Annotated in this window: 18 protein-coding genes and 1 pseudogene; 4 read left to right on the top strand and 15 right to left on the bottom strand. The window is 71.1% G+C overall.

What is annotated here, in order from left to right; translation table 11 throughout:
• Positions 1-31: 31 nt before the first annotated feature.
• Both G7071_RS13620 and G7071_RS13615 read right to left on the bottom strand, forming a co-directional pair.
• Positions 32-610 (bottom strand): HhH-GPD-type base excision DNA repair protein, encoded by a 579-nt coding sequence (locus G7071_RS13620; protein WP_206062813.1) that lies wholly within the window; start codon positions 608-610, stop codon positions 32-34.
• 42 nt (positions 611-652) lie between these two features.
• Positions 653-1,054, bottom strand: coding sequence for a universal stress protein (locus G7071_RS13615; RefSeq protein WP_166319631.1), 402 nt, complete (start codon positions 1,052-1,054; stop codon positions 653-655).
• Positions 1,055-1,179: 125 nt separating this feature from the next.
• Between G7071_RS13615 and G7071_RS13610 the strand changes: the two genes are divergently transcribed.
• On the top strand, positions 1,180-1,623 hold the full coding sequence (locus G7071_RS13610; RefSeq protein WP_166319629.1) for a hypothetical protein: 444 nt from the start codon (positions 1,180-1,182) through the stop codon (positions 1,621-1,623).
• Here the strand turns inward: G7071_RS13610 and G7071_RS13605 are convergent.
• The 3 genes from G7071_RS13605 to G7071_RS13600 are packed head-to-tail and all read right to left on the bottom strand — an operon-like array spanning position 1,620 to position 4,066.
• Entirely contained in the window at positions 1,620-2,807 is a 1,188-nt protein-coding gene (locus tag G7071_RS13605) for a glutamate-cysteine ligase family protein (RefSeq protein ID WP_246210012.1), read from the bottom strand. The genes G7071_RS13610 and G7071_RS13605 overlap by 4 nt on opposite strands.
• On the bottom strand, positions 2,789-3,085 hold the full coding sequence (locus G7071_RS19370; RefSeq protein WP_246210011.1) for a hypothetical protein: 297 nt from the start codon (positions 3,083-3,085) through the stop codon (positions 2,789-2,791). Before G7071_RS19370 ends, G7071_RS13605 begins: the two co-directional genes overlap by 19 nt.
• A 27-nt stretch (positions 3,086-3,112) precedes the next feature.
• A complete protein-coding gene (locus tag G7071_RS13600) occupies positions 3,113-4,066 on the bottom strand; it encodes a DUF4192 domain-containing protein (RefSeq protein WP_166319627.1) in 954 nt (317 codons plus the stop codon).
• Between the two features lie 141 nt (positions 4,067-4,207).
• Here G7071_RS13600 and G7071_RS13595 point away from each other — a divergent pair, with 141 nt between their 5' ends.
• Positions 4,208-5,530: a DNA polymerase IV gene (locus G7071_RS13595; protein ID WP_166319625.1), complete on the top strand. Its 1,323-nt coding sequence runs from the start codon at positions 4,208-4,210 to the stop codon at positions 5,528-5,530.
• Here G7071_RS13595 and G7071_RS13590 read toward each other — a convergent pair.
• The 3 genes and pseudogenes from G7071_RS13590 to G7071_RS13580 all read right to left on the bottom strand — a co-directional run bounded on the left by G7071_RS13590 (position 5,476) and on the right by G7071_RS13580 (position 7,676).
• Complete coding sequence (locus tag G7071_RS13590; protein ID WP_166319623.1) at positions 5,476-6,369, bottom strand: 5-oxoprolinase subunit C family protein; 894 nt, start codon at positions 6,367-6,369, stop codon at positions 5,476-5,478. The genes G7071_RS13595 and G7071_RS13590 overlap by 55 nt on opposite strands.
• Positions 6,370-6,463: 94 nt before the next feature.
• A pseudogene (locus G7071_RS13585) lies at positions 6,464-7,042 on the bottom strand (carboxyltransferase domain-containing protein); the annotation flags it as partial.
• Complete coding sequence (locus G7071_RS13580; protein WP_166319621.1) at positions 6,981-7,676, bottom strand: 5-oxoprolinase subunit PxpA; 696 nt, start codon at positions 7,674-7,676, stop codon at positions 6,981-6,983. The gene G7071_RS13580 and the pseudogene G7071_RS13585, both read right to left, overlap by 62 nt.
• A 212-nt stretch (positions 7,677-7,888) precedes the next feature.
• Between G7071_RS13580 and G7071_RS13575 the strand changes: the two genes are divergently transcribed.
• Positions 7,889-8,896 carry a sigma-70 family RNA polymerase sigma factor gene (locus G7071_RS13575; protein ID WP_166319619.1) on the top strand — a complete coding sequence of 336 codons (1,008 nt, stop codon included), beginning with the start codon at positions 7,889-7,891 and terminating at the stop codon, positions 8,894-8,896.
• On the opposite strand, the gene G7071_RS13570 is transcribed toward G7071_RS13575, so the two are convergent.
• From G7071_RS13570 to G7071_RS13540, 7 genes are all read right to left on the bottom strand, one after another.
• A complete protein-coding gene (locus G7071_RS13570) occupies positions 8,893-10,182 on the bottom strand; it encodes a glycoside hydrolase family 3 N-terminal domain-containing protein (protein WP_246210010.1) in 1,290 nt (429 codons plus the stop codon). The two genes, G7071_RS13575 and G7071_RS13570, sit on opposite strands and share 4 nt — an antisense overlap.
• A gap of 31 nt (positions 10,183-10,213) precedes the next feature.
• Positions 10,214-10,753, bottom strand: a complete 540-nt coding sequence (locus G7071_RS13565; protein WP_166319617.1) for a DUF2231 domain-containing protein — start codon at positions 10,751-10,753, stop codon at positions 10,214-10,216.
• A gap of 51 nt (positions 10,754-10,804) precedes the next feature.
• On the bottom strand, positions 10,805-11,425 hold the full coding sequence (coaE, locus tag G7071_RS13560; RefSeq protein ID WP_166319615.1) for a dephospho-CoA kinase: 621 nt from the start codon (positions 11,423-11,425) through the stop codon (positions 10,805-10,807).
• 45 nt (positions 11,426-11,470) lie between these two features.
• Complete coding sequence (locus tag G7071_RS13555; RefSeq protein WP_166319613.1) at positions 11,471-11,872, bottom strand: hypothetical protein; 402 nt, start codon at positions 11,870-11,872, stop codon at positions 11,471-11,473.
• Positions 11,815-12,327: a sulfotransferase family protein gene (locus G7071_RS13550; RefSeq protein WP_166319610.1), complete on the bottom strand. Its 513-nt coding sequence runs from the start codon at positions 12,325-12,327 to the stop codon at positions 11,815-11,817. Before G7071_RS13550 ends, G7071_RS13555 begins: the two co-directional genes overlap by 58 nt.
• Entirely contained in the window at positions 12,328-13,584 is a 1,257-nt protein-coding gene (locus G7071_RS13545) for an aspartate aminotransferase type Ic (protein ID WP_166321129.1), read from the bottom strand.
• A gap of 75 nt (positions 13,585-13,659) precedes the next feature.
• Positions 13,660-14,607 (bottom strand): GlxA family transcriptional regulator, encoded by a 948-nt coding sequence (locus G7071_RS13540; protein ID WP_166319608.1) that lies wholly within the window; start codon positions 14,605-14,607, stop codon positions 13,660-13,662.
• A gap of 219 nt (positions 14,608-14,826) precedes the next feature.
• Between G7071_RS13540 and G7071_RS13535 the strand changes: the two genes are divergently transcribed.
• Positions 14,827-16,095, top strand: a complete 1,269-nt coding sequence (locus tag G7071_RS13535; RefSeq protein WP_246210009.1) for a class I adenylate-forming enzyme family protein — start codon at positions 14,827-14,829, stop codon at positions 16,093-16,095.
• Positions 16,096-16,160: the final 65 nt, after the last annotated feature.

Here is a 16,160-nt window from a genome sequence, read left to right as displayed (position 1 = left end):
CCGCTCGGTCATTCTGCCACGGGTCTGGTGATCACTCGGCAACGGCCTTGGCTGGCGACTTCTTGGCCTTGTTGGCCTTCTTGAAAGCGCGCACCCTCTCGAGGGATTCGTGGTCCACCACGTCGGCGACCGAACGGTATCCGTCGAGCGCGTAGTCCCCCACGGCCTGCTCCCAGCCGGGCGGGCGTACGTCGCACTGCTTGGCCAGCAGCGCGACGAAGATCTGGGCCTTCTGCTTGCCGAAGCCCGGCAGCGCCATCACCCGCCGCAGCAGGTCGGCGCCGTCGTCCGCGTCCGTCCACAACCGCGAGGCGTCGCCGGCGTAGTCGTCGACCACGATCCGGGCCAGCTCCTGAAGCCTGGCTGCCATCGACCCGGGAAAACGGTGGATGGCCGGCGTGGTCGCCGCCAGGGCAGCGAACTCCTCGGGATCGGCGCCAGCGATCGCCGCCGGTTCGAAGGTCCCCAGCCGGTCGAGGATCTTGGCCGGTCCGCGGAAGGCGTGCTCCATCGGATACTGCTGGTCGAGCATCATCGCGGCGAGCAGCGCGAACGACGAGTCGTCGAGCACCTTGTCGGCGGCGGGATCACCCGTGATCTGAAAGCCCATGATCACCATCCTGCCCGACCGCAGGTTGGCGACGGGGCAGGGTCAGTCGGCCTTGACTGCAAGGACCGGGCAGTGGGCGTCGAGCAGGATCCGCTGGGCGTTGGAGCCCAGGATCAGCTTGCCCACCGGAGACCGTCGGCGCAGCCCGATCACGATCAGCTCGGCTGAGTTGGCCTCGGCCAGGGAGATCAGGTCCTCGGCCGGCTCGAAGCCGCGGACGAGCTGGCGGACGTCGTACTGCACTCCGGCCGCATCGAGCTTGGCGCGCACCGACACCAGCTCCTTCTCGGCGGCACCCGCCTTGTCGTGGTCGAACTCCTGCCCACCGCGGTGGGAATTGACCACCACCAGCTTGGAGCCGCGCAGCTTCGCCTCGGCGATCGCTGTCTCCAGCGCAGCCTCGCCTTCAGGCTTGGGGACGTATCCGACGACGACGGTGCCCATGGCTCCTCCTTCTCAGTCCAGCGCGACGTTGCGCCGGTTGTTGGCACGGTACCCAATCCGAGGTCCCAGCGGGAGCTTGTGGAGAGCTGGCGGCGTGGACGGCGAGGTCAGGGCAGGCTGGGTGGGTGCCTGTGTCCGCTCCCATCACCCGCGTCCAGCACGCCGTCCTGCGCGCAGCGGTGATCGAGTTCAAGGAGGCCCATCCGCGGGGCGGGGCTCCGACCGCACTGCACGTCGGCACCCCCGGGCGGGCCGTCGTCAGCCATGTCGTGCTCCCGGGGCCGCCGCTCGACCAGGCACTGCGGACCGACATCGCCGCCGCCCTGCTCCAGCGCACCGCGAACGCACACCCGCACCGGTGGGCGTGGCTGGCGCGCGTCGGCAGCCTTGCCGTGCACGACGCCGACGTGGCCTGGGCGGCCGCCTGGTATGCCGCCTGCGCGGAGGCCTCCACCGAGGTTCCGCTGGTCGTCGTCACCCGGACCGGGTGGCGCGATCCGCGCAGCGGGGTGGGTCGCGAGTGGAGCAGGCTGCGCCGTCGGTCGACGAGCGAGCGGGGGCTGCCCTAGCGATCCCAGGTGTGCGCCGGCTCGTTGGTGTGCATCCGCTCGCTGTATTCGAGCACCGTCGCGCGCAGGGCGTCGAACCGGTCCTCGCTGGACCGTTGCTGCATGCGGCCGACGAACCACTCGGCACCGTTGGTCCCCAGCAGGCAACGCTGCTCGATGATGCCCAGGAGGCGGTCGCGGACGTCCGCCTCGACCCCCCAGGAGTCGAGCCCCTCCGCCGCCATCGGCAGCAGCCGGCGCAGCACCAGCTCGGTGGCCCGCACCTGGCCGATCCCGGGCCAGTAGACCTGGGCGTCGATGCCCAGCTGCGCGGCGACGTGGAAGTTCTCCTCCGCAGCCTGGAAGGACATCTGAGACCACAGCGGCCTCTCGCTCTCCACCAGGAACCGGACCAGGCCGAAGTAGAAGGCGGCGTTGGCGATCGTGTCGGCCACGGTTGGGCCTGCCGCCAGCAGGCGGTTCTCCACCCGCAGGTGGGGGACGCCGTGGGCGATGTCGTAGACCGGCCGGTTCCACCGATAGATCGTGCCGTTGTGGAGCCGCAGCTCGGGCAGCGTCGGCGTGCCCCCCGACTCGAGGACCTCGAGCGGGTCCTCGTCGTCGGTGATCGGCAGGAGCGCCGGGAAGTAGCGGACGTTCTCCTCGAACAGGTCGAAGACCGAGGTGATCCAACGCTCTCCGAACCACACACGCGGCCGGACGCCCTGGACCTTGAGCTCGTCGCTGCGGGTGTCGGTGGCCTGCTCGAACAGCGGGATGCGGGTCTCGCGCCACAGCTCCTTGCCGAGCAGGTATGGCGAGTTGGCGGCCAGCGCCAGCTGCACGCCGGCGATCGCCTGGGAAGCGTTCCAGTAGTCGGCGAAGTCGTCGGGCGAGGTCTGCACGTGGAACTGGGTGCTCGTGCAGGCCGCCTCGGGCACGATCGTGTCGGCGGTGGTCGAGAGGCGTTCCCGCCCGCTGATGCTGATCGTGATGTCTTCTCCGCGCGCGGCGAGGATCTGCTCGCTGAGCAGCGTGTAGCGCGGGTTGGAGCTGATGCTCTGCGCCCCCATGTGCCCGTGGTCGAGCGTGGGCAGGATGCCGATCATCACCTGGTGGGCGCCGACCTCGGCCGCCGCGGTCTCGGCTGCGTTCAGGGACCGTCGCAGCGTCTCCTCGAACGTGGTCAGGCCGCCCCCGCGCAACGTGCTCGGGGGACGTTGATCTCGATGTTGAACTGGCCGAGCTCGGTCTGGAACTCGGGAGAGGCGATCCTCTCCAGCACCTCGGCGTTCTTCAGCGCCGGATCGCCGCGATCGTCGATGAGGTTGAGCTCGACCTCCAGGCCGGTCATCGGGTCGTCGGTGTCGAACCTCGCCTCGCGCAGCATCCGGGCGAAGACATCGAGGTTGCGACGGACCTTCTCCCGGTGCCGGGTCCGGTCTGCCCGCGAGAACTCCTGCTGCTCAACCTCTTCGCCCATGTTGCGACCCTAGGGTCGCGACCCCGGTCAGGCCACCCCCTCAACGGGTGCCACCATCTGGCTCCACGTCTCCGGGGGTGTCGCAGACATGAGCAGGTCGGCCACCAGCTGCGCCAGGGAGTGCGCCGGATCCACCTCACGGGCCCGGTCCACGGCACACCAGGCGAGCGCGCCCTCCCCCGCCAGCCATGCCGTCAGCGCCAGGACCGCGGCCGGTCCCGGGACCAGGGCCAGCGGCGTGCGACGGACGATGTCGGACCAGAACCCGAGGTGTTCGCGGGCACGCGAACGGGTCAGCCACCGCCATGCCTCGTCACGCAGGCTGCCCTGCGTCAGCGAGAGGGCCAGGGCGCCGACCAGCTCGGGAGACGGCGGACAGGGTGCGTCCGCATGCTCGTGCACCACTCTGCGCAGCTGCTCCGCGGTGAGCGGGGCGGACCCGGTCAACGTGCTCGACACCGCCTCGGCGCCCGCCGCGTCGTGCGCGATGGTGTCGGCCAGCGCCTGGCGCGAGGCGTGGGTGACCCGGCCACCGAAGACCGACTGCGCGGCGAACGGATGACTGCCGACGTCGAAGGAAACGCCGTCGTAGGCGGTGGCGGGTCGACCCGGCAGCACCGCGAAGTAGTGGTCGTCGTGAACCCTCAGGACGTCGAGGACGTCTATCGCGTGCTCGGTGAAGGTCGCGTGCAACGACCAGGCGGTCTCGTCGGCGACCAGGGTGTTGTCGGCATAGACGACGAAGACGACGCGGCGCAGGCGATGGACCCGAGCAGGTCGCAGCAGTGCCTCCACGACCTCGCGGACGTCGCACTCGTCGCCGGGCAGGTCGATCCGGGCATGGAAGGGACGGGTGCCGTCGACGGTCAGCATCACGACGGACTCCGACGGCGTGAAGCCGATGGCGACCGGCACGAAGGCGAGCAGGTCTTCGGGACAGCTGGCCCTCATCTGGAGAGGATCGGTGGGTGAGTTGGTCATGGGGGCACGCTTCCCGCGGCATCAGACGATCGACCACGTCGGCAGGTCGGGCTGTGGACTGCCGACCGGAGTGGCGTCCTGTGGACACATTGCGGCCTGAGACAATCGGCGACATGTCGTGGGAGCGCCGGTGAGCGGTCGGTGAGGAGCACCGCCTCGGTCCTCCACCTCGACCTCGATGCGTTCTTCGCTGCCGTCGAGCAGCGTGACAAGCCGTCCCTGCGGGGCAAGCCGGTGATCGTCGGGGGCGTCGGCGGGAGGGGCGTGGTGGCCACGGCGTCCTACGAGGCACGGGCATTCGGCGTGCGCTCGGCGATGTCGACCAGGGAGGCGCGGGCGCGGTGCCCCCACGCTGCCTTCCTCACCGGCCGCTTCCACGCCTATCGCGAGAGCAGCAGCAAGGTGATGGCCGTCCTGCGTGCCGCATCCCCCCTCGTCGAGCCCCTCTCCCTCGACGAGGCGTTCCTCGACCTCGCGGAGGCCGGTCTCCCCGACCTGGAGGTGCCGACCGTCGTCGCGTACGGCGAGGAGATCCGTGCCCGCGTCGCGGAGGTCAGCGGAGGCCTGACCGCCACGGTGGGGATCGGGACGTCCAAGTTCATCGCCAAGGTCGCCAGCGAGCTCGACAAGCCCGACGGGCTCACGGTCGTGCCCCCCGGCACCGAGCGCGACCTGCTGCTGCCGATGAAGGTCACGGTCATCCCGGGCGTCGGTCCTGCGACCAACGAGCGGCTGCGCCGAGCGGGGATCCACACGGTCGCCGACCTCGACCGGGTCACCGAGGACGAGCTGGTCAGGCTCCTCGGCAGGGCCCAGGGGCACGACCTGCACCGGCTGGCCAGGGCCGAGGACGACCGGCCCGTCGTGGCCGACCGGGAGACCAAGTCGGTCAGCGCCGAGGGCACCTACGCGACCGACCTGACCGATCGGCGGCTGATGGAGGGCCTGCTCACCCGCCAGGCGGTGCAGGTTGGCGAGCGGCTGCGCAAGCACGGGCTGTCGGGGCGGACGGTCACGATCAAGGTTCGCCTGCACGACTTCACCACCATGAGCCGGTCGTCGACCCTGTCCAGCCCCACCGACAGCAGCAGCGCCATCGCGCGGCTCGCGAAGTCGCTCCTGGCCGACCTCGACACCTCGGGCGGCGTGCGACTGCTGGGGGTGGGGGTCTCCGGACTCGCGGACTGGGTCCAGGAAGACCTGTTCGGCGACGCCGAGGACGACCAGGTCGACGACGTGCTGCCCGACCTCTCCCAGCTGGGCGCCTCGGGGCTCGGCGGGTCCACCTATTGGCCCGGGATGGACGTGGTCCACGACGAGATGGGCCCGGGCTGGGTGTGGGGGTCCGGTCGCGGCGTGGTCACGGTTCGCTTCGAGACGGCGCACACGCCGCCCGGTCCGGTGCGTTCCTACTCGGTCGACGACCCCGCGCTGTCCTTGGCGACGATCCCGGCGATGGACTGAACCCGCATCGCCACGGTCTCCCCGGGCCGCAGCTGGGCGCAGATCGGCAGGTCGTCGGGCACGACCACCCCGATCACCGGATAGCCGCCCGTGACCGGGTGGTCGTGCAGGAACACCAGCGGTTGACCCGACGGCGGAAGCTGCACTGCGCCCAGCACGACGCCCTCACTGTCCAGCTCGCCGTGCCGGCAACGCTCGAGCGGCCTGCCCTGCAGTCGCAGCCCGACCCGGTTGGATGCCGCGTCGACGGTCCAGGTCGCACGGTCCAGGCCGTTCCAGGCGTCCGCACCGATCCAGTCGGCACGTGGTCCGGGGACGACCCGGAGGACCCGGTCGGCTCGTCGCCACACGCCGACGTCGAGGGGACCGGGCGTCCCTGTGTGCGGACCGACGGGAAGCACGGCGCCGTCCTGCACCCGCGGCGGGCCGATCCAGGCCAGGGTGTCGGTGCTGCGCGAGCCCAGCACAGGGCGTACGTCGATGCCCCCACCCACGGCGAGGTAGGACCGCACACCGGAGCGTGCCGGCCCGAGCGCCACCGTCGCCCCGGCCCGGATGGAGACCGCCTCGGTGTGCGCGACCTGTCGACCCTCGACCCGCACCTCGCACCAGGCGCCTGTCACCGCGATCGTGGCAGCGTGGTCGGTGCGGAAGGTGGCCCCGCTCAGGGTCGTCTCGAGCACCGCAGCGTCCGGATCGTTGCCAACCAGCCGGTTGGCAAGGGCGGCCGCCGGCGCATCCAGCGCGCCCGCCCTCGGCACCCCCAGGTGGGCGTGGCCGAAGCGACCACGGTCCTGGATCGTGGTCAGTGCGCCGGCCGCGAGGACGAGCAGGCTCATGACGCCTCCACGAACCGCACCCGGGTCCCCGGGCGAGCAGCGCCGGGGGCGTGCGCTCGGCGTCCCAGAGGAGCGAGTCGGTGCGCCCGACGAGCTGCCAGCCACCGGGCGAGGCGGTCGGATAGACCCCGCACCACCTGTCGGCGAGCGCCACCGAACCCGGCTCGACCCGTGCGCGCGGCTCCGCGCGTCGCGGGACGGACCACTCGACGGGCAGCCCCGCCAGATAGGCGAAGCCCGGTGCGAAGCCGCAGAAGGCCGACACCAGCTCGAGCGAGGTCAGGCGCCCCACGGCATCGTCGTCGCCGACGCCCCACTGGTCGGCGACGACGGACAGGTCCGGACCGTCGAAGACGACCGGGACGACGACCTCCGGCCCACCGACCTGTGCGGTGCCTGGTCGCCACGGGCGCAGGAGCGTCTCGAGGTCGGTCCCGGTCGCGAGCCCGTCGAAGAGCACCGTGCTGGCCCCGGGCACGATCTCCACGGCGTCGATCCGACCCTCCCTGGCCCACAGCGCCAGCGAGAGAGCGGCGGACGCGTCCGCGACCTCGACGATCGCGGCGTCGGCGCCGACAGGGACCACGCGGAGCGGCTGCGTCACCCCAGCCTCACCAGCACGAGGAGACGGTGAAGCCCGACGAGACCAGAGCGGCTCGTACGGCGACGGCATGGTCGACGGCAGCAGCCGAGTCACCGTGGACGCAGACCGAGTCGACCTCGCCAGCGAGCTCCACGGCCCGGGCGGCGATGACCCGGCCGTCGAGGATCAGGGCGCCCGGCGCCGAGCGCGGGACGAGCCCGCCGTCAGCGGCGTAGGCACGGTCGGGGAAGCCCTCGTGCCGGGTGCTCCGACCGGCGTCGGCTGCGAGGCTCAGGAGCAGGGAGCCCGGCATCCCCAGGACGGGCAGCGAGTCCGACCCGGTGAGAACCGCCCGCGCCGTCGCCTCGTCGACGGCAGCCCGGTGATAGAGCGCCCCGTGTGGCTTGACGTAGGACACCCGGGTGCCCTCCTGCCGGGCGATCTCGCCCAGGACGCCCACCTGGTCGGCCACCTGCGCGACCAGCTCCGCCGGCGCGACGTCGAGCGCCACACGGCCGAAGTTCGCGCGATCGGCGTACGAGACCTGCGCCCCCACGGCGACCCCCCGCACGACCGCCTCGGCGCACACCGCACGCATGACCTCGCGGTTGCCCGCGTGGTAGCCGCACGCCACGTTGGCGCTCGTCACCACGGCCAGCAGACCCGGGTCGTCGGTGACCTCTTCCCCCAGGTCGGCGTTGAGGTCGACGGTTTTGGGGTACACGGGCTCATCCTCTCAGGGCAATCCGGATCAGGCACGGCTCCGAACCAGCCCTGAGAAGTCCCTGAGAGTTGGGCTGGCTTGCAACTCTGAGGCAGCACCGGACGTCAGTGGAGATGAAGGGCCACACGGCAGCCGGGAATCCTCCGGGGGCGTGAGCCGTTGTAGAGGACGTGCTGCGATCCCGGGGACCGCGGCACACGGAGGAGGCGAAGATGAGCACCACCCAGATCACCAAGAACCCACCGGCCACCCGCCGGGCGGCCGTGCACGGGACCGCGCGCGAGATCGAGGGACGCGACAGCGTCGGCCTCTACCTCGACGAGATCGCGCGCACGCCCCTGCTCGACGCTGAGACCGAGGTCGAGCTCTCGAAGACGATCGAGGCGGGCCTGCTGGCCGAGAAGCTGCTCGAGGAGGGCCGCGTCGGACGCCGCAACGGTGGCGCTCCCATGTCCGCCAACCGCGAAGAGCTCGAGTGGCTGGCCGAGGAGGGCCGCCGGGCGGTCGATCGCTTCATCTCCGCCAACCTGCGCCTCGTCGTCTCGATCGCCCGCAAGTACGGCCGCTCCCAGATGCCGATGCTCGACCTGATCCAGGAGGGCAACACCGGCCTGATCCGGGCGGTCGAGAAGTTCGACTACGCCAAGGGCTACAAGTTCTCCACCTACGCCACCTGGTGGGTCCGTCAGGCCATCACCCGCGGCATCGCCCAGCAGGCCCGCGTCGTGCGGCTGCCGGTGCACGTGGTCGAGGAGCTCAACCAGGTCGCCGGAGCTCGCCGCACGCTCGAGCGCCAGCTCGGCCGCGAGCCGGAGCCCGAGGAGATCGCCACCGAGCTCGACATGGACTTCGACCGGGTGCTCGACCTGCTCGCCTGGGGTCGCGACCACGTCTCCCTGGACACCCCCGTGGACGAGGACGGCAGCACTTCCCTCGGCGACCTGATGGCGCAGGAGACCACTCCCGGTCCCGACCTGGAGTTCCTCGACGTGGAGGCACGCCAGCGGCTCGACGCCCTGGTCGCGCACCTCGACGAGCGTGCCGCCGACATCATCCGTGCCCGCTACGGCCTCACCGACGGACGCCAGCACAAGCTGGCCGACATCGGCGCCAAGCACGGCATCTCCGCCGAGCGGGTCCGCCAGCTCGAGCGCGAAGCACTGCAGAAGCTGCGGCGGCTCGGCGACCCCGACCTCGCCACCGGAAGCACCGCTGCCTAGGAGCCGGCAGCGGTGAGCGCGGCGGCTGCTTCTTGGGCCAACGTGCTCACCTCGGCCGGCACCGGGGTCCGGGCCATGGCTCGCTGCTGCCACAGCCCGAGCGCGACCACGCGGGTGGCCGCCTCCTCCACGCGCTCGCGCGAGACCTCGCCCGAGTCGATGGCCCTGGTGACGACGCGGTGCGTCTCCACGGTGTCGACCGGCATCAGCAGCAGGTCGGCGCCTGCCTTGAGCGCCGCCACTGCCGGCTTGTAGCTCGACGCCACCGCTCCCATCCCGAGTGAGTCGGTGATGGCGACGCCCTCGAACCCGAGCTCGTCGCGGAGCATCGTGTAGACCTCGGGAGCGAGGCTGGCCGGGACTCCCGGGGCGATGGCCGTCAGGTCGAGGTGGCTGAGCATCACCGCCGGCGCGTTGGCGTCGACGGCTGCCTCGAACGGCGGCAGGTCGTGCGACCGGATCTCGTCGAGGGTCGAGTCGAGCACCGGCAGGGTGTCGTGGCTGTCGCTCGTCGCGGCGCCGTGGCCTGGGAAGTGCTTGGTCGTGGAGACCACGCCGGACTCCTCGAAGCCGCGCACCGCGGCTGCCGTCGCCTTCGACGCCACCGCTGGGTCCTGGCTGGGCGAGCGGGTGCCGATGGTCGGGTCGGCGGCCCCGATGGTCACGTCGGCCACCGGCGCGAACACCCAGGTGAAGCCGAGCTCCCGCAGCTCGAGACCCGTGGCATAGGCCGCCTGTCGAACCACCTCGCGACCGTTGGCCGGGTCGGCGTCGATCGCCGCACCGGCGGCCGCGAAGGCGGGGAACTCGGTCGCGATCCCGCGCAGGTGGGAGACGTAGCCGCCCTCCTGGTCGACCCCCAGCACCGGCGGATAGGCGCGGCCGTCGTCCTCGGCCGCCTGGGTGAGCGCCGCCGTCATCTCGCGCACCTGCGCCTCGTCGACCACGTTGCCGTTGGTGATCGACACCCCCGCCAGGTGGTGCTCGCGCAGCATCGTCGCGACTCCGGCCGGGTCGGAGCCGAGGTAGCGCCCGACGATCACCTGCCCGGCCAGCTGCTCGACCGACATCGCGGCCACGATCGACTCGGCCTCGGCCAGCTCCCCGACCGTCGGCCCCCAGCCCGTCGGCGACTGCGGGTCCGCGGTCTCGCTGGCAGTGGCTGAGCTGCTCGGGCTGGTGCTGCCGGTCCCTGCAGGCGTCGGGTCGGGCGTCGCCGTACACCCCATGAGGACGCCGACGGCGACGACCGGGACGGTCAGGGCTGCTCGCAAGGTTGGACGCACGGCGGGCAGGTTACCTGCGTCCTGGTCGTCCTCAGGCTTCGTGGACGCCGACACCCAGCCGATAGACGAGGTGTCCACCGAGATAGGCGCCGGCACCAGCCACGGCGGTGCCGGCCAGCATCAGCCGGCGGGCACCACGCCGGTCCCCGCGGCGACGCTTGACGAGCGCGACGGCGAAGAGCCCCAGGGTCGCGTCCATCGCCGCCGCGTGCACGAGGCCGACGCGCGTCTGGGCACCGGAGGTGGTCGCCAGGTCGTGGACGCCGGTCACGGCTGACGGCAGGGCGGCCAGGCAGCCGGTCAGGAGCAACGTGTCGACGGCCGCCGCGTGACGCTCGCTCCCGACGACGTCGAGCAGGGTCGCCATCAGCCACGCGCCCATCGGCACCTGGACCGCGACGGGGTGCACCCGGTGTCCCAGCCAGGCGCCACCCAGGAGCTCGTCGAGGGCCTGCGGCTCGACGAGCGCGTCGTATGCCGACGCCCTGACCGTCTCGGCGATGCCGTCGAGCCCCGAGGCTGCCTCGATCCGGCGGACCAGCGACTCGGGCAGGCTCAGGTGTGTGGTCATCCCCGCAGTCGACCACACCGCGAGCCTCGACGCCAAGGCCCGCAGGGGTTCTCAGATGGCCTCGCGAGCCTTGGTCACGGCCAGCTCGCGGAGCTCGCCGAAGACTGCGACGACCCGGTCGCGCAGCTCCTCGAGGGTGCCGGTGTTGTCGATCACGTGCGTCGCGATCGCGAGCCGGTCCTCCCGTGATGCCTGCGCGGCGATCCGCGACTCGGCCTCGGGCCGGCTCCAGCCGCGCTCGGACATCATCCGGGAGATCTGGAGGTCGACAGGGCAGTCGACCACGACGACGGCGTCGAAGGTGTCGCTGCGCCCACTCTCGGCCAGCAGTGGGATGTCGTGGACGACCACGTCGTCCACCCCGGCGCCGGCCTCGAGGGCCGCCATCCGTTCATGGACCAGCGGATGCACGATCGCCTCCAGCCGCATGCGCTGCTCGGAGTCGCCGAAGACCAGCGCCCCCATCGCAGGTCGGTCCAGGTCGCCGTCGGGTGTGAGCAGGGACGGCCCGAACTCGGCCACCACCGCGTCCAGTCCGGGTGTCCCCCGAGCAACGACCTCACGGGCCAGCACGTCGGCGTCGATGAGCAGGGCACCCAATCCGACGAGCATCGAGGAGACCGTGCTCTTGCCCGAGGCCACTCCCCCGGTGAGTCCCACTCGCAACGCCATGTCGCACTCCATTCTCGTCGAGGAACTGCGCTCACCCTAGGACGGTCACTCCACCAGTCCGGCCTTGCGTGCATAGGTGTGGGCCTGCTCGTCGGGATCGAGGTCGCCGGTCAGGAGTCGCTCGGTGGTCCAGTGGTCGACCGAGAGACCCGTCAGGGCGACATATCCGGCCAGCTCCGGCTCCAGCGCCCGCGCCAGCGCCATCAGGTCCTCCCCGGTGGGCGCCGTGCCGGTGATCTCCGGCGAGCCGGCCATCAGCTGCCGCAACGGCGGATAGGGCTTGAACCTCCCGACCCCGATGTGGCTCGAGACCTGGTCCAGCGTCTTGTTGGTCTCGGTGAGCAGCGCCGAGAAGTCGAGGAACAGCCACTGGTCGCGAGGGAAGACGCTCAACCCGTGGCGGATCTGCCCACCGTAGTAGCCGCGGATGACGCCCGAGGCTCGCATGAACTTCGCCCGGCCCCCGGTCCGGTGAACTCCGGCGGCATCGATGTCGGGAAGTCCTCGGGCCTCCACGCGATCATCTCGGGCCAGTCGGGAGCACGGTCCGGTTGCCGGGCCCGCACCATCACCCACTGGCTCACCAGCCGATCGATGGGGTCGCGGAAGATGCCGATCAGCCGCATCTCGGGGCGCTTGTCGTGCATGCGCTCCAGGGCACCCGGCATCAGGAGGTAGCGCGGGGTCGCATCACCGAGGGCGCGATGGATCGGCCGGGCATGGGCGATGCCGTACGACGAGTGGTCGGCGTCGTGCCAGGTCTGCTCGTCGACGTCGAACCAGCCCATCTCCTTGCGGGGCGGACGGGCGACCTGCGGGTGCTGGTTGAGCATCCACTGCAGCGTCGACGTGCCGGCCTTCTGCACGCCGACGATGGAGAAGGTGAACGGCAGGAAGGGCACTCAGTCGCCCTGGGCCTGCTCGGCGGCGGCCAGCAGCACGCAGGTCGCCACGGCCTCCATCGCGGCGGTGACCTCCTCGAGGGGCGGCATCGTCGGCGCGAGCCGGATGTTGGCGTCGTCGGGATCATCGCCGTAGGGGAAGGAGGAGCCGGCCGGCGTGAGCGCGATCCCTGCCTCCTTGGCCAGGGCCACGACCCGGCTCGCGGTTCCCGGCACGACATCGAGGTTGACGAAGTAGCCGCCCTGGGGCTTGTTCCAGGTGGCCACGTCGTAGCCGCCGAGCCGCTCGCTGAGGACCCGGTCGACCTCGGCGAACTTGGGCGCGATGATCTCGCGGTGCTTGGCCATGTGGTCACGCACGCCCTGTGCGGAGCCGAAGAACTGGACGTGTCGCAGGTGGTTGACCTTGTCCGGTCCGATGGAGCCCTTGCCGAGATGACCGAGATACCACGCGACGTTGGCCTCGGAGGCGGCCAGGAAGGCCACGCCGGCGCCGGCGAAGGTGATCTTGGAGGTCGAGGCGAACATGATCGGCCGGTCCGGGTGGCCGGCAGCGGCGGCGAGGGTGAGGATGTCGGCGCTCTTGGCCTCCTCCTCGGTCAGGTGGTGCAACGCGTAGGCGTTGTCCCAGAAGATCTTGAAGTCGTGTGCCGCGGTCTCCATCGAGGCCAGCCGCGCGGCCACCTCCTGGCTGCAGATCGAGCCGGCGGGGTTGGCATACGTCGGGACGATCCACATCCCCTTGATCGAGCGGTCCGCCTTGACGAGAGCAGCGACGGCCTCGGCGTCGGGGCCGTCGTCGTGCATGGGCACCGTGACCATCTCGATGCCGAGGGACTCCAGCAGCGTGAAGTGCCGGTCGTAGCCGGGGACCGGGCAGATGAACTTGATCGTGTCCTCCTTGCCCCAGGCACGGTCGCCGTCGCGGGCACCGAAGAGGAGGAGATAGATCAGGCAGTCGCGCATCATCGTCAGGCTGGAGTTGCCACCCGCGACGACCTGCTCGGGCTCGACCCACAGCAGCTCGGCGAACATCTCGCGGAGCTCGGTGAGCCCGGCGAGCCCTCCGTAGTTGCGCACGTCGGTGCCGGATCCGTCCTTGAACCCACGCGGCAGGTTGAGCAGCTCGTCGGACAGGTCGAGCTGCGCCGACGACGGCTTGCCGCGGGTCAGGTCCAGCTTGAGGCCGCGGGCCTGCAGATCGGCGTACGCCGCCTGCTGCTCCTTGATCAGCGCAGCGAGGTCGGTGCGGGACATGGCGGAGAGCGGCTGGTGCGTCACGCCCCCAAGGCTAGGCGATGAGTGCCACCGGGAGCCGCCGAGGTCCACGGCTCACGCGGTCTGGCTGAAGCTCCGACGATATTCGACAGGGCTCACGCCACGGGAGCGCCCGAAGTGGTGGCGCAGCGTCGCGGCGTTGCCGAAGCCGACCTCGGCAGCCACCCAGTCGATGGAGTGATCGGTCTGCTCGAGCAGCTCCTCGGCGGCCTGGACACGCTGCGCGAGCACCCAGCTGTACGGCGTCGTGCCGGTCTCGTCCTTGAAGCGCCGCGCGAACGTCCGGGGGGACATGTGCATCTGTCGCGCCAGGGTCTCCACCGTGAGGTCGCTGGACAGGTTGCCCGAGATCCAGGCCAGGAGGGGCGCCAGCGCCTCCGACTCACACACCGGCACCGCGCGAGCGATGAACTGCGCCTGCCCGCCGTCGCGGTGCGGCGGGACCACGATGCGGCGGGCGGCGGCCGCAGCCACCCGTGAGCCGAACTGCTGGCGCATGAGGTGGAGCGCCGCGTCGAGCCCCGCGGCGGAACCCGCGCCGGTGACGATCGTCCCCTCCTGGACATAGAGCACGTCACCGTCCACGTGGGCGAGCGGATAGCACTCGGCCAGCTCGCTGACGTGGCGCCAGTGGGTCGTGCAGCGCCGGCCGTCCAGCAGCCCCGCCTCACCGAGTACGAAGGCGGCGGTGCAGTGGGCGAAGACGAACGCGCCGCGGGACTCGGCGTCGCGGACCAGCTCGACCACCTCCGGAGAGGGATCGCGATAACCGCGTTTCGGTATGACGCAGACCAGGTCGGCGTCGGCAGCGGCCTCGAGGCCGAGGTCGACGTGCAGGTCGTAGACGCTCCCACGGACCCGCCCGGGACGGGGCGTCGTGACGACGAAGTCGAACACGGGGTTGTCGTCCTCGGGGTGGTAGGGCTCGGCCCACACCTCACACATCGCGCCCAGCCCGAAGGGCTCGGCACCGTCCTGGACGACCACGGCGACCTTGTGCATGACGCCATCCTGATCCTCGAGTGGCAGGAAATCAACCAACAACGGCATTCCTGCCACTGGTGGCCGGATCGCGACGGGAGCAGAATTCCTGCCATGACCATCCTCTTCGCCCTCGCCCTCGTCCTCCTCACCGGGCTGCTCGTGCGCTATGCACAGCACGACCGCTTCGCCCCCAGATCGACCCGCTGCGCCGCACGCTGCTGATGGTTGGATGACCGGGTGCAGCTCGTCGAAGGATCGCGGATCGCCCTCCTCCTCCCGGGATCCTCGACCTACGTCGACCTGGTGCTGGCGCTCCTGTCCCACGGCCTGTTCCCGGTTCCGCTCGACCCGGCGCTCACACAGGCGGAGCTCGAGCGGGTCCTCGCGCCGATCAAGCCTGACCACGTGATCACCAGCGAGGACGAGGCAGCCACTCTCCTGGCCCGGCTGCCCGCCGACTCCCGGCGGGGGCTCCCCCGCGGCCGACCGATCCACTGCACGAGCGGCACCACGGGGACAGCCAAGGGCGTCTTCTCCGGACTGCTGTCACTTACCGACGCCCGAGCCCTCGTGGCGGAGGAGCGCGACCTGTGGGGATTCGTGTCCACCGACACCAACCTGGTCCTGAGCCCGCTGCACCACTCGGCGCCGTTGCGGTTCGCCATGGGGACCCTGCTCGCCGGTGGCCGGGTCGTCGTGCCCGGCCGCTTCGATCCCGAGCGGATCACCGAGGCGATCCGGACCGAGCAGCCGACCACGATGTTCTGCGTCCCGACCCACCTGCAGCGCCTCTTCGCGCACTGGGACGACACCGGATGGCCCGACCTCTCGAGCTTTCGGCTCGTCGCCCACGCAGGTGCTCCCTGCCCGACGTCGATCAAGAACCGACTGATCGAGACGTTTCCCGCAGGGTCCACCTGGGAGTTCTACGGCTCCACCGAGGGTCAGTTCACCGCCTGCCGGTCCGAGGAGTGGTCGGCCCACCCCGGCACCGTGGGTCGAGCACGGCCTGGTCGGCTGCTCGACGTCGACGAGGACGGTCGGCTGTGGTGCGTCGTGCCCGGCCACGCCCGGTTCAGCTATCTGGGCGACCCTGCGAAGACCCGGGATGCGTGGCGCGAGACGGCCGACGGGCCGGCCTTCACCGTCGGTGACGCCGGTCGGATCGACGACGAGGGCTACGTCTACCTCGACGGCCGACGCGATGACCTCGTCATCACCGGCGGTGTCAACGTCTACCCCCTCGAGGTCGAGAACGCCCTGCGCGACGTCCCCGGGGTCGAGGACGTCGCCGTGTTCGGGGTGCCCGACACCGCGTGGGGTCAGCGGGTCTGCGCCGCGGTCGTCGGGGGCGCCGACGAGGCTGTCCTGCGGGAGCACGCGGTCGCCGTACTCGCCGCCGCGAAGCGCCCCAAGACCTACGTGCACGTGCGCGAGCTGCCGATGACCGCGACCGGCAAGGTGCGCCGCGACCAGCTGGCCGGACTCGTGCTCCCCACGACCTGACGGCTCTCCTGCGTTCCGTCCCGGGTGGCGAGCTGCGCGGCTATCGTGGCGAGACCGCGCCACCC

Origin of the sequence: Nocardioides piscis (assembly GCF_011300215.1) — a bacterium.
Lineage (GTDB): Bacteria > Actinomycetota > Actinomycetes > Propionibacteriales > Nocardioidaceae > Nocardioides > Nocardioides piscis.
This window is presented reverse-complemented; position numbering and strand designations above follow the sequence as displayed.

Bases quoted from the DNA above. Each gene is read 5' to 3' on its own strand.
- G7071_RS13620 (WP_206062813.1), bottom strand. From the start codon at position 610: ATGGGCTTTCAGATCACGGGTGATCCCGCCGCCGACAAGGTGCTCGAC.
- G7071_RS13615 (WP_166319631.1), bottom strand. From the start codon at position 1,054: ATGGGCACCGTCGTCGTCGGATACGTCCCCAAGCCTGAAGGCGAGGCT.
- G7071_RS19370 (WP_246210011.1), bottom strand. From the start codon at position 3,085: ATGGGCGAAGAGGTTGAGCAGCAGGAGTTCTCGCGGGCAGACCGGACC.
- G7071_RS13600 (WP_166319627.1), bottom strand. From the start codon at position 4,066: ATGACCAACTCACCCACCGATCCTCTCCAGATGAGGGCCAGCTGTCCC.
- G7071_RS13590 (WP_166319623.1), bottom strand. From the start codon at position 6,369: ATGAGCCTGCTCGTCCTCGCGGCCGGCGCACTGACCACGATCCAGGAC.
- G7071_RS13575 (WP_166319619.1), top strand. From the start codon at position 7,889: ATGAGCACCACCCAGATCACCAAGAACCCACCGGCCACCCGCCGGGCG.
- G7071_RS13565 (WP_166319617.1), bottom strand. From the start codon at position 10,753: ATGACCACACACCTGAGCCTGCCCGAGTCGCTGGTCCGCCGGATCGAG.
- coaE (WP_166319615.1), bottom strand. From the start codon at position 11,425: ATGGCGTTGCGAGTGGGACTCACCGGGGGAGTGGCCTCGGGCAAGAGC.
- G7071_RS13555 (WP_166319613.1), bottom strand. From the start codon at position 11,872: ATGCGAGCCTCGGGCGTCATCCGCGGCTACTACGGTGGGCAGATCCGC.
- G7071_RS13545 (WP_166321129.1), bottom strand. From the start codon at position 13,584: ATGTCCCGCACCGACCTCGCTGCGCTGATCAAGGAGCAGCAGGCGGCG.
- G7071_RS13540 (WP_166319608.1), bottom strand. From the start codon at position 14,607: ATGCACAAGGTCGCCGTGGTCGTCCAGGACGGTGCCGAGCCCTTCGGG.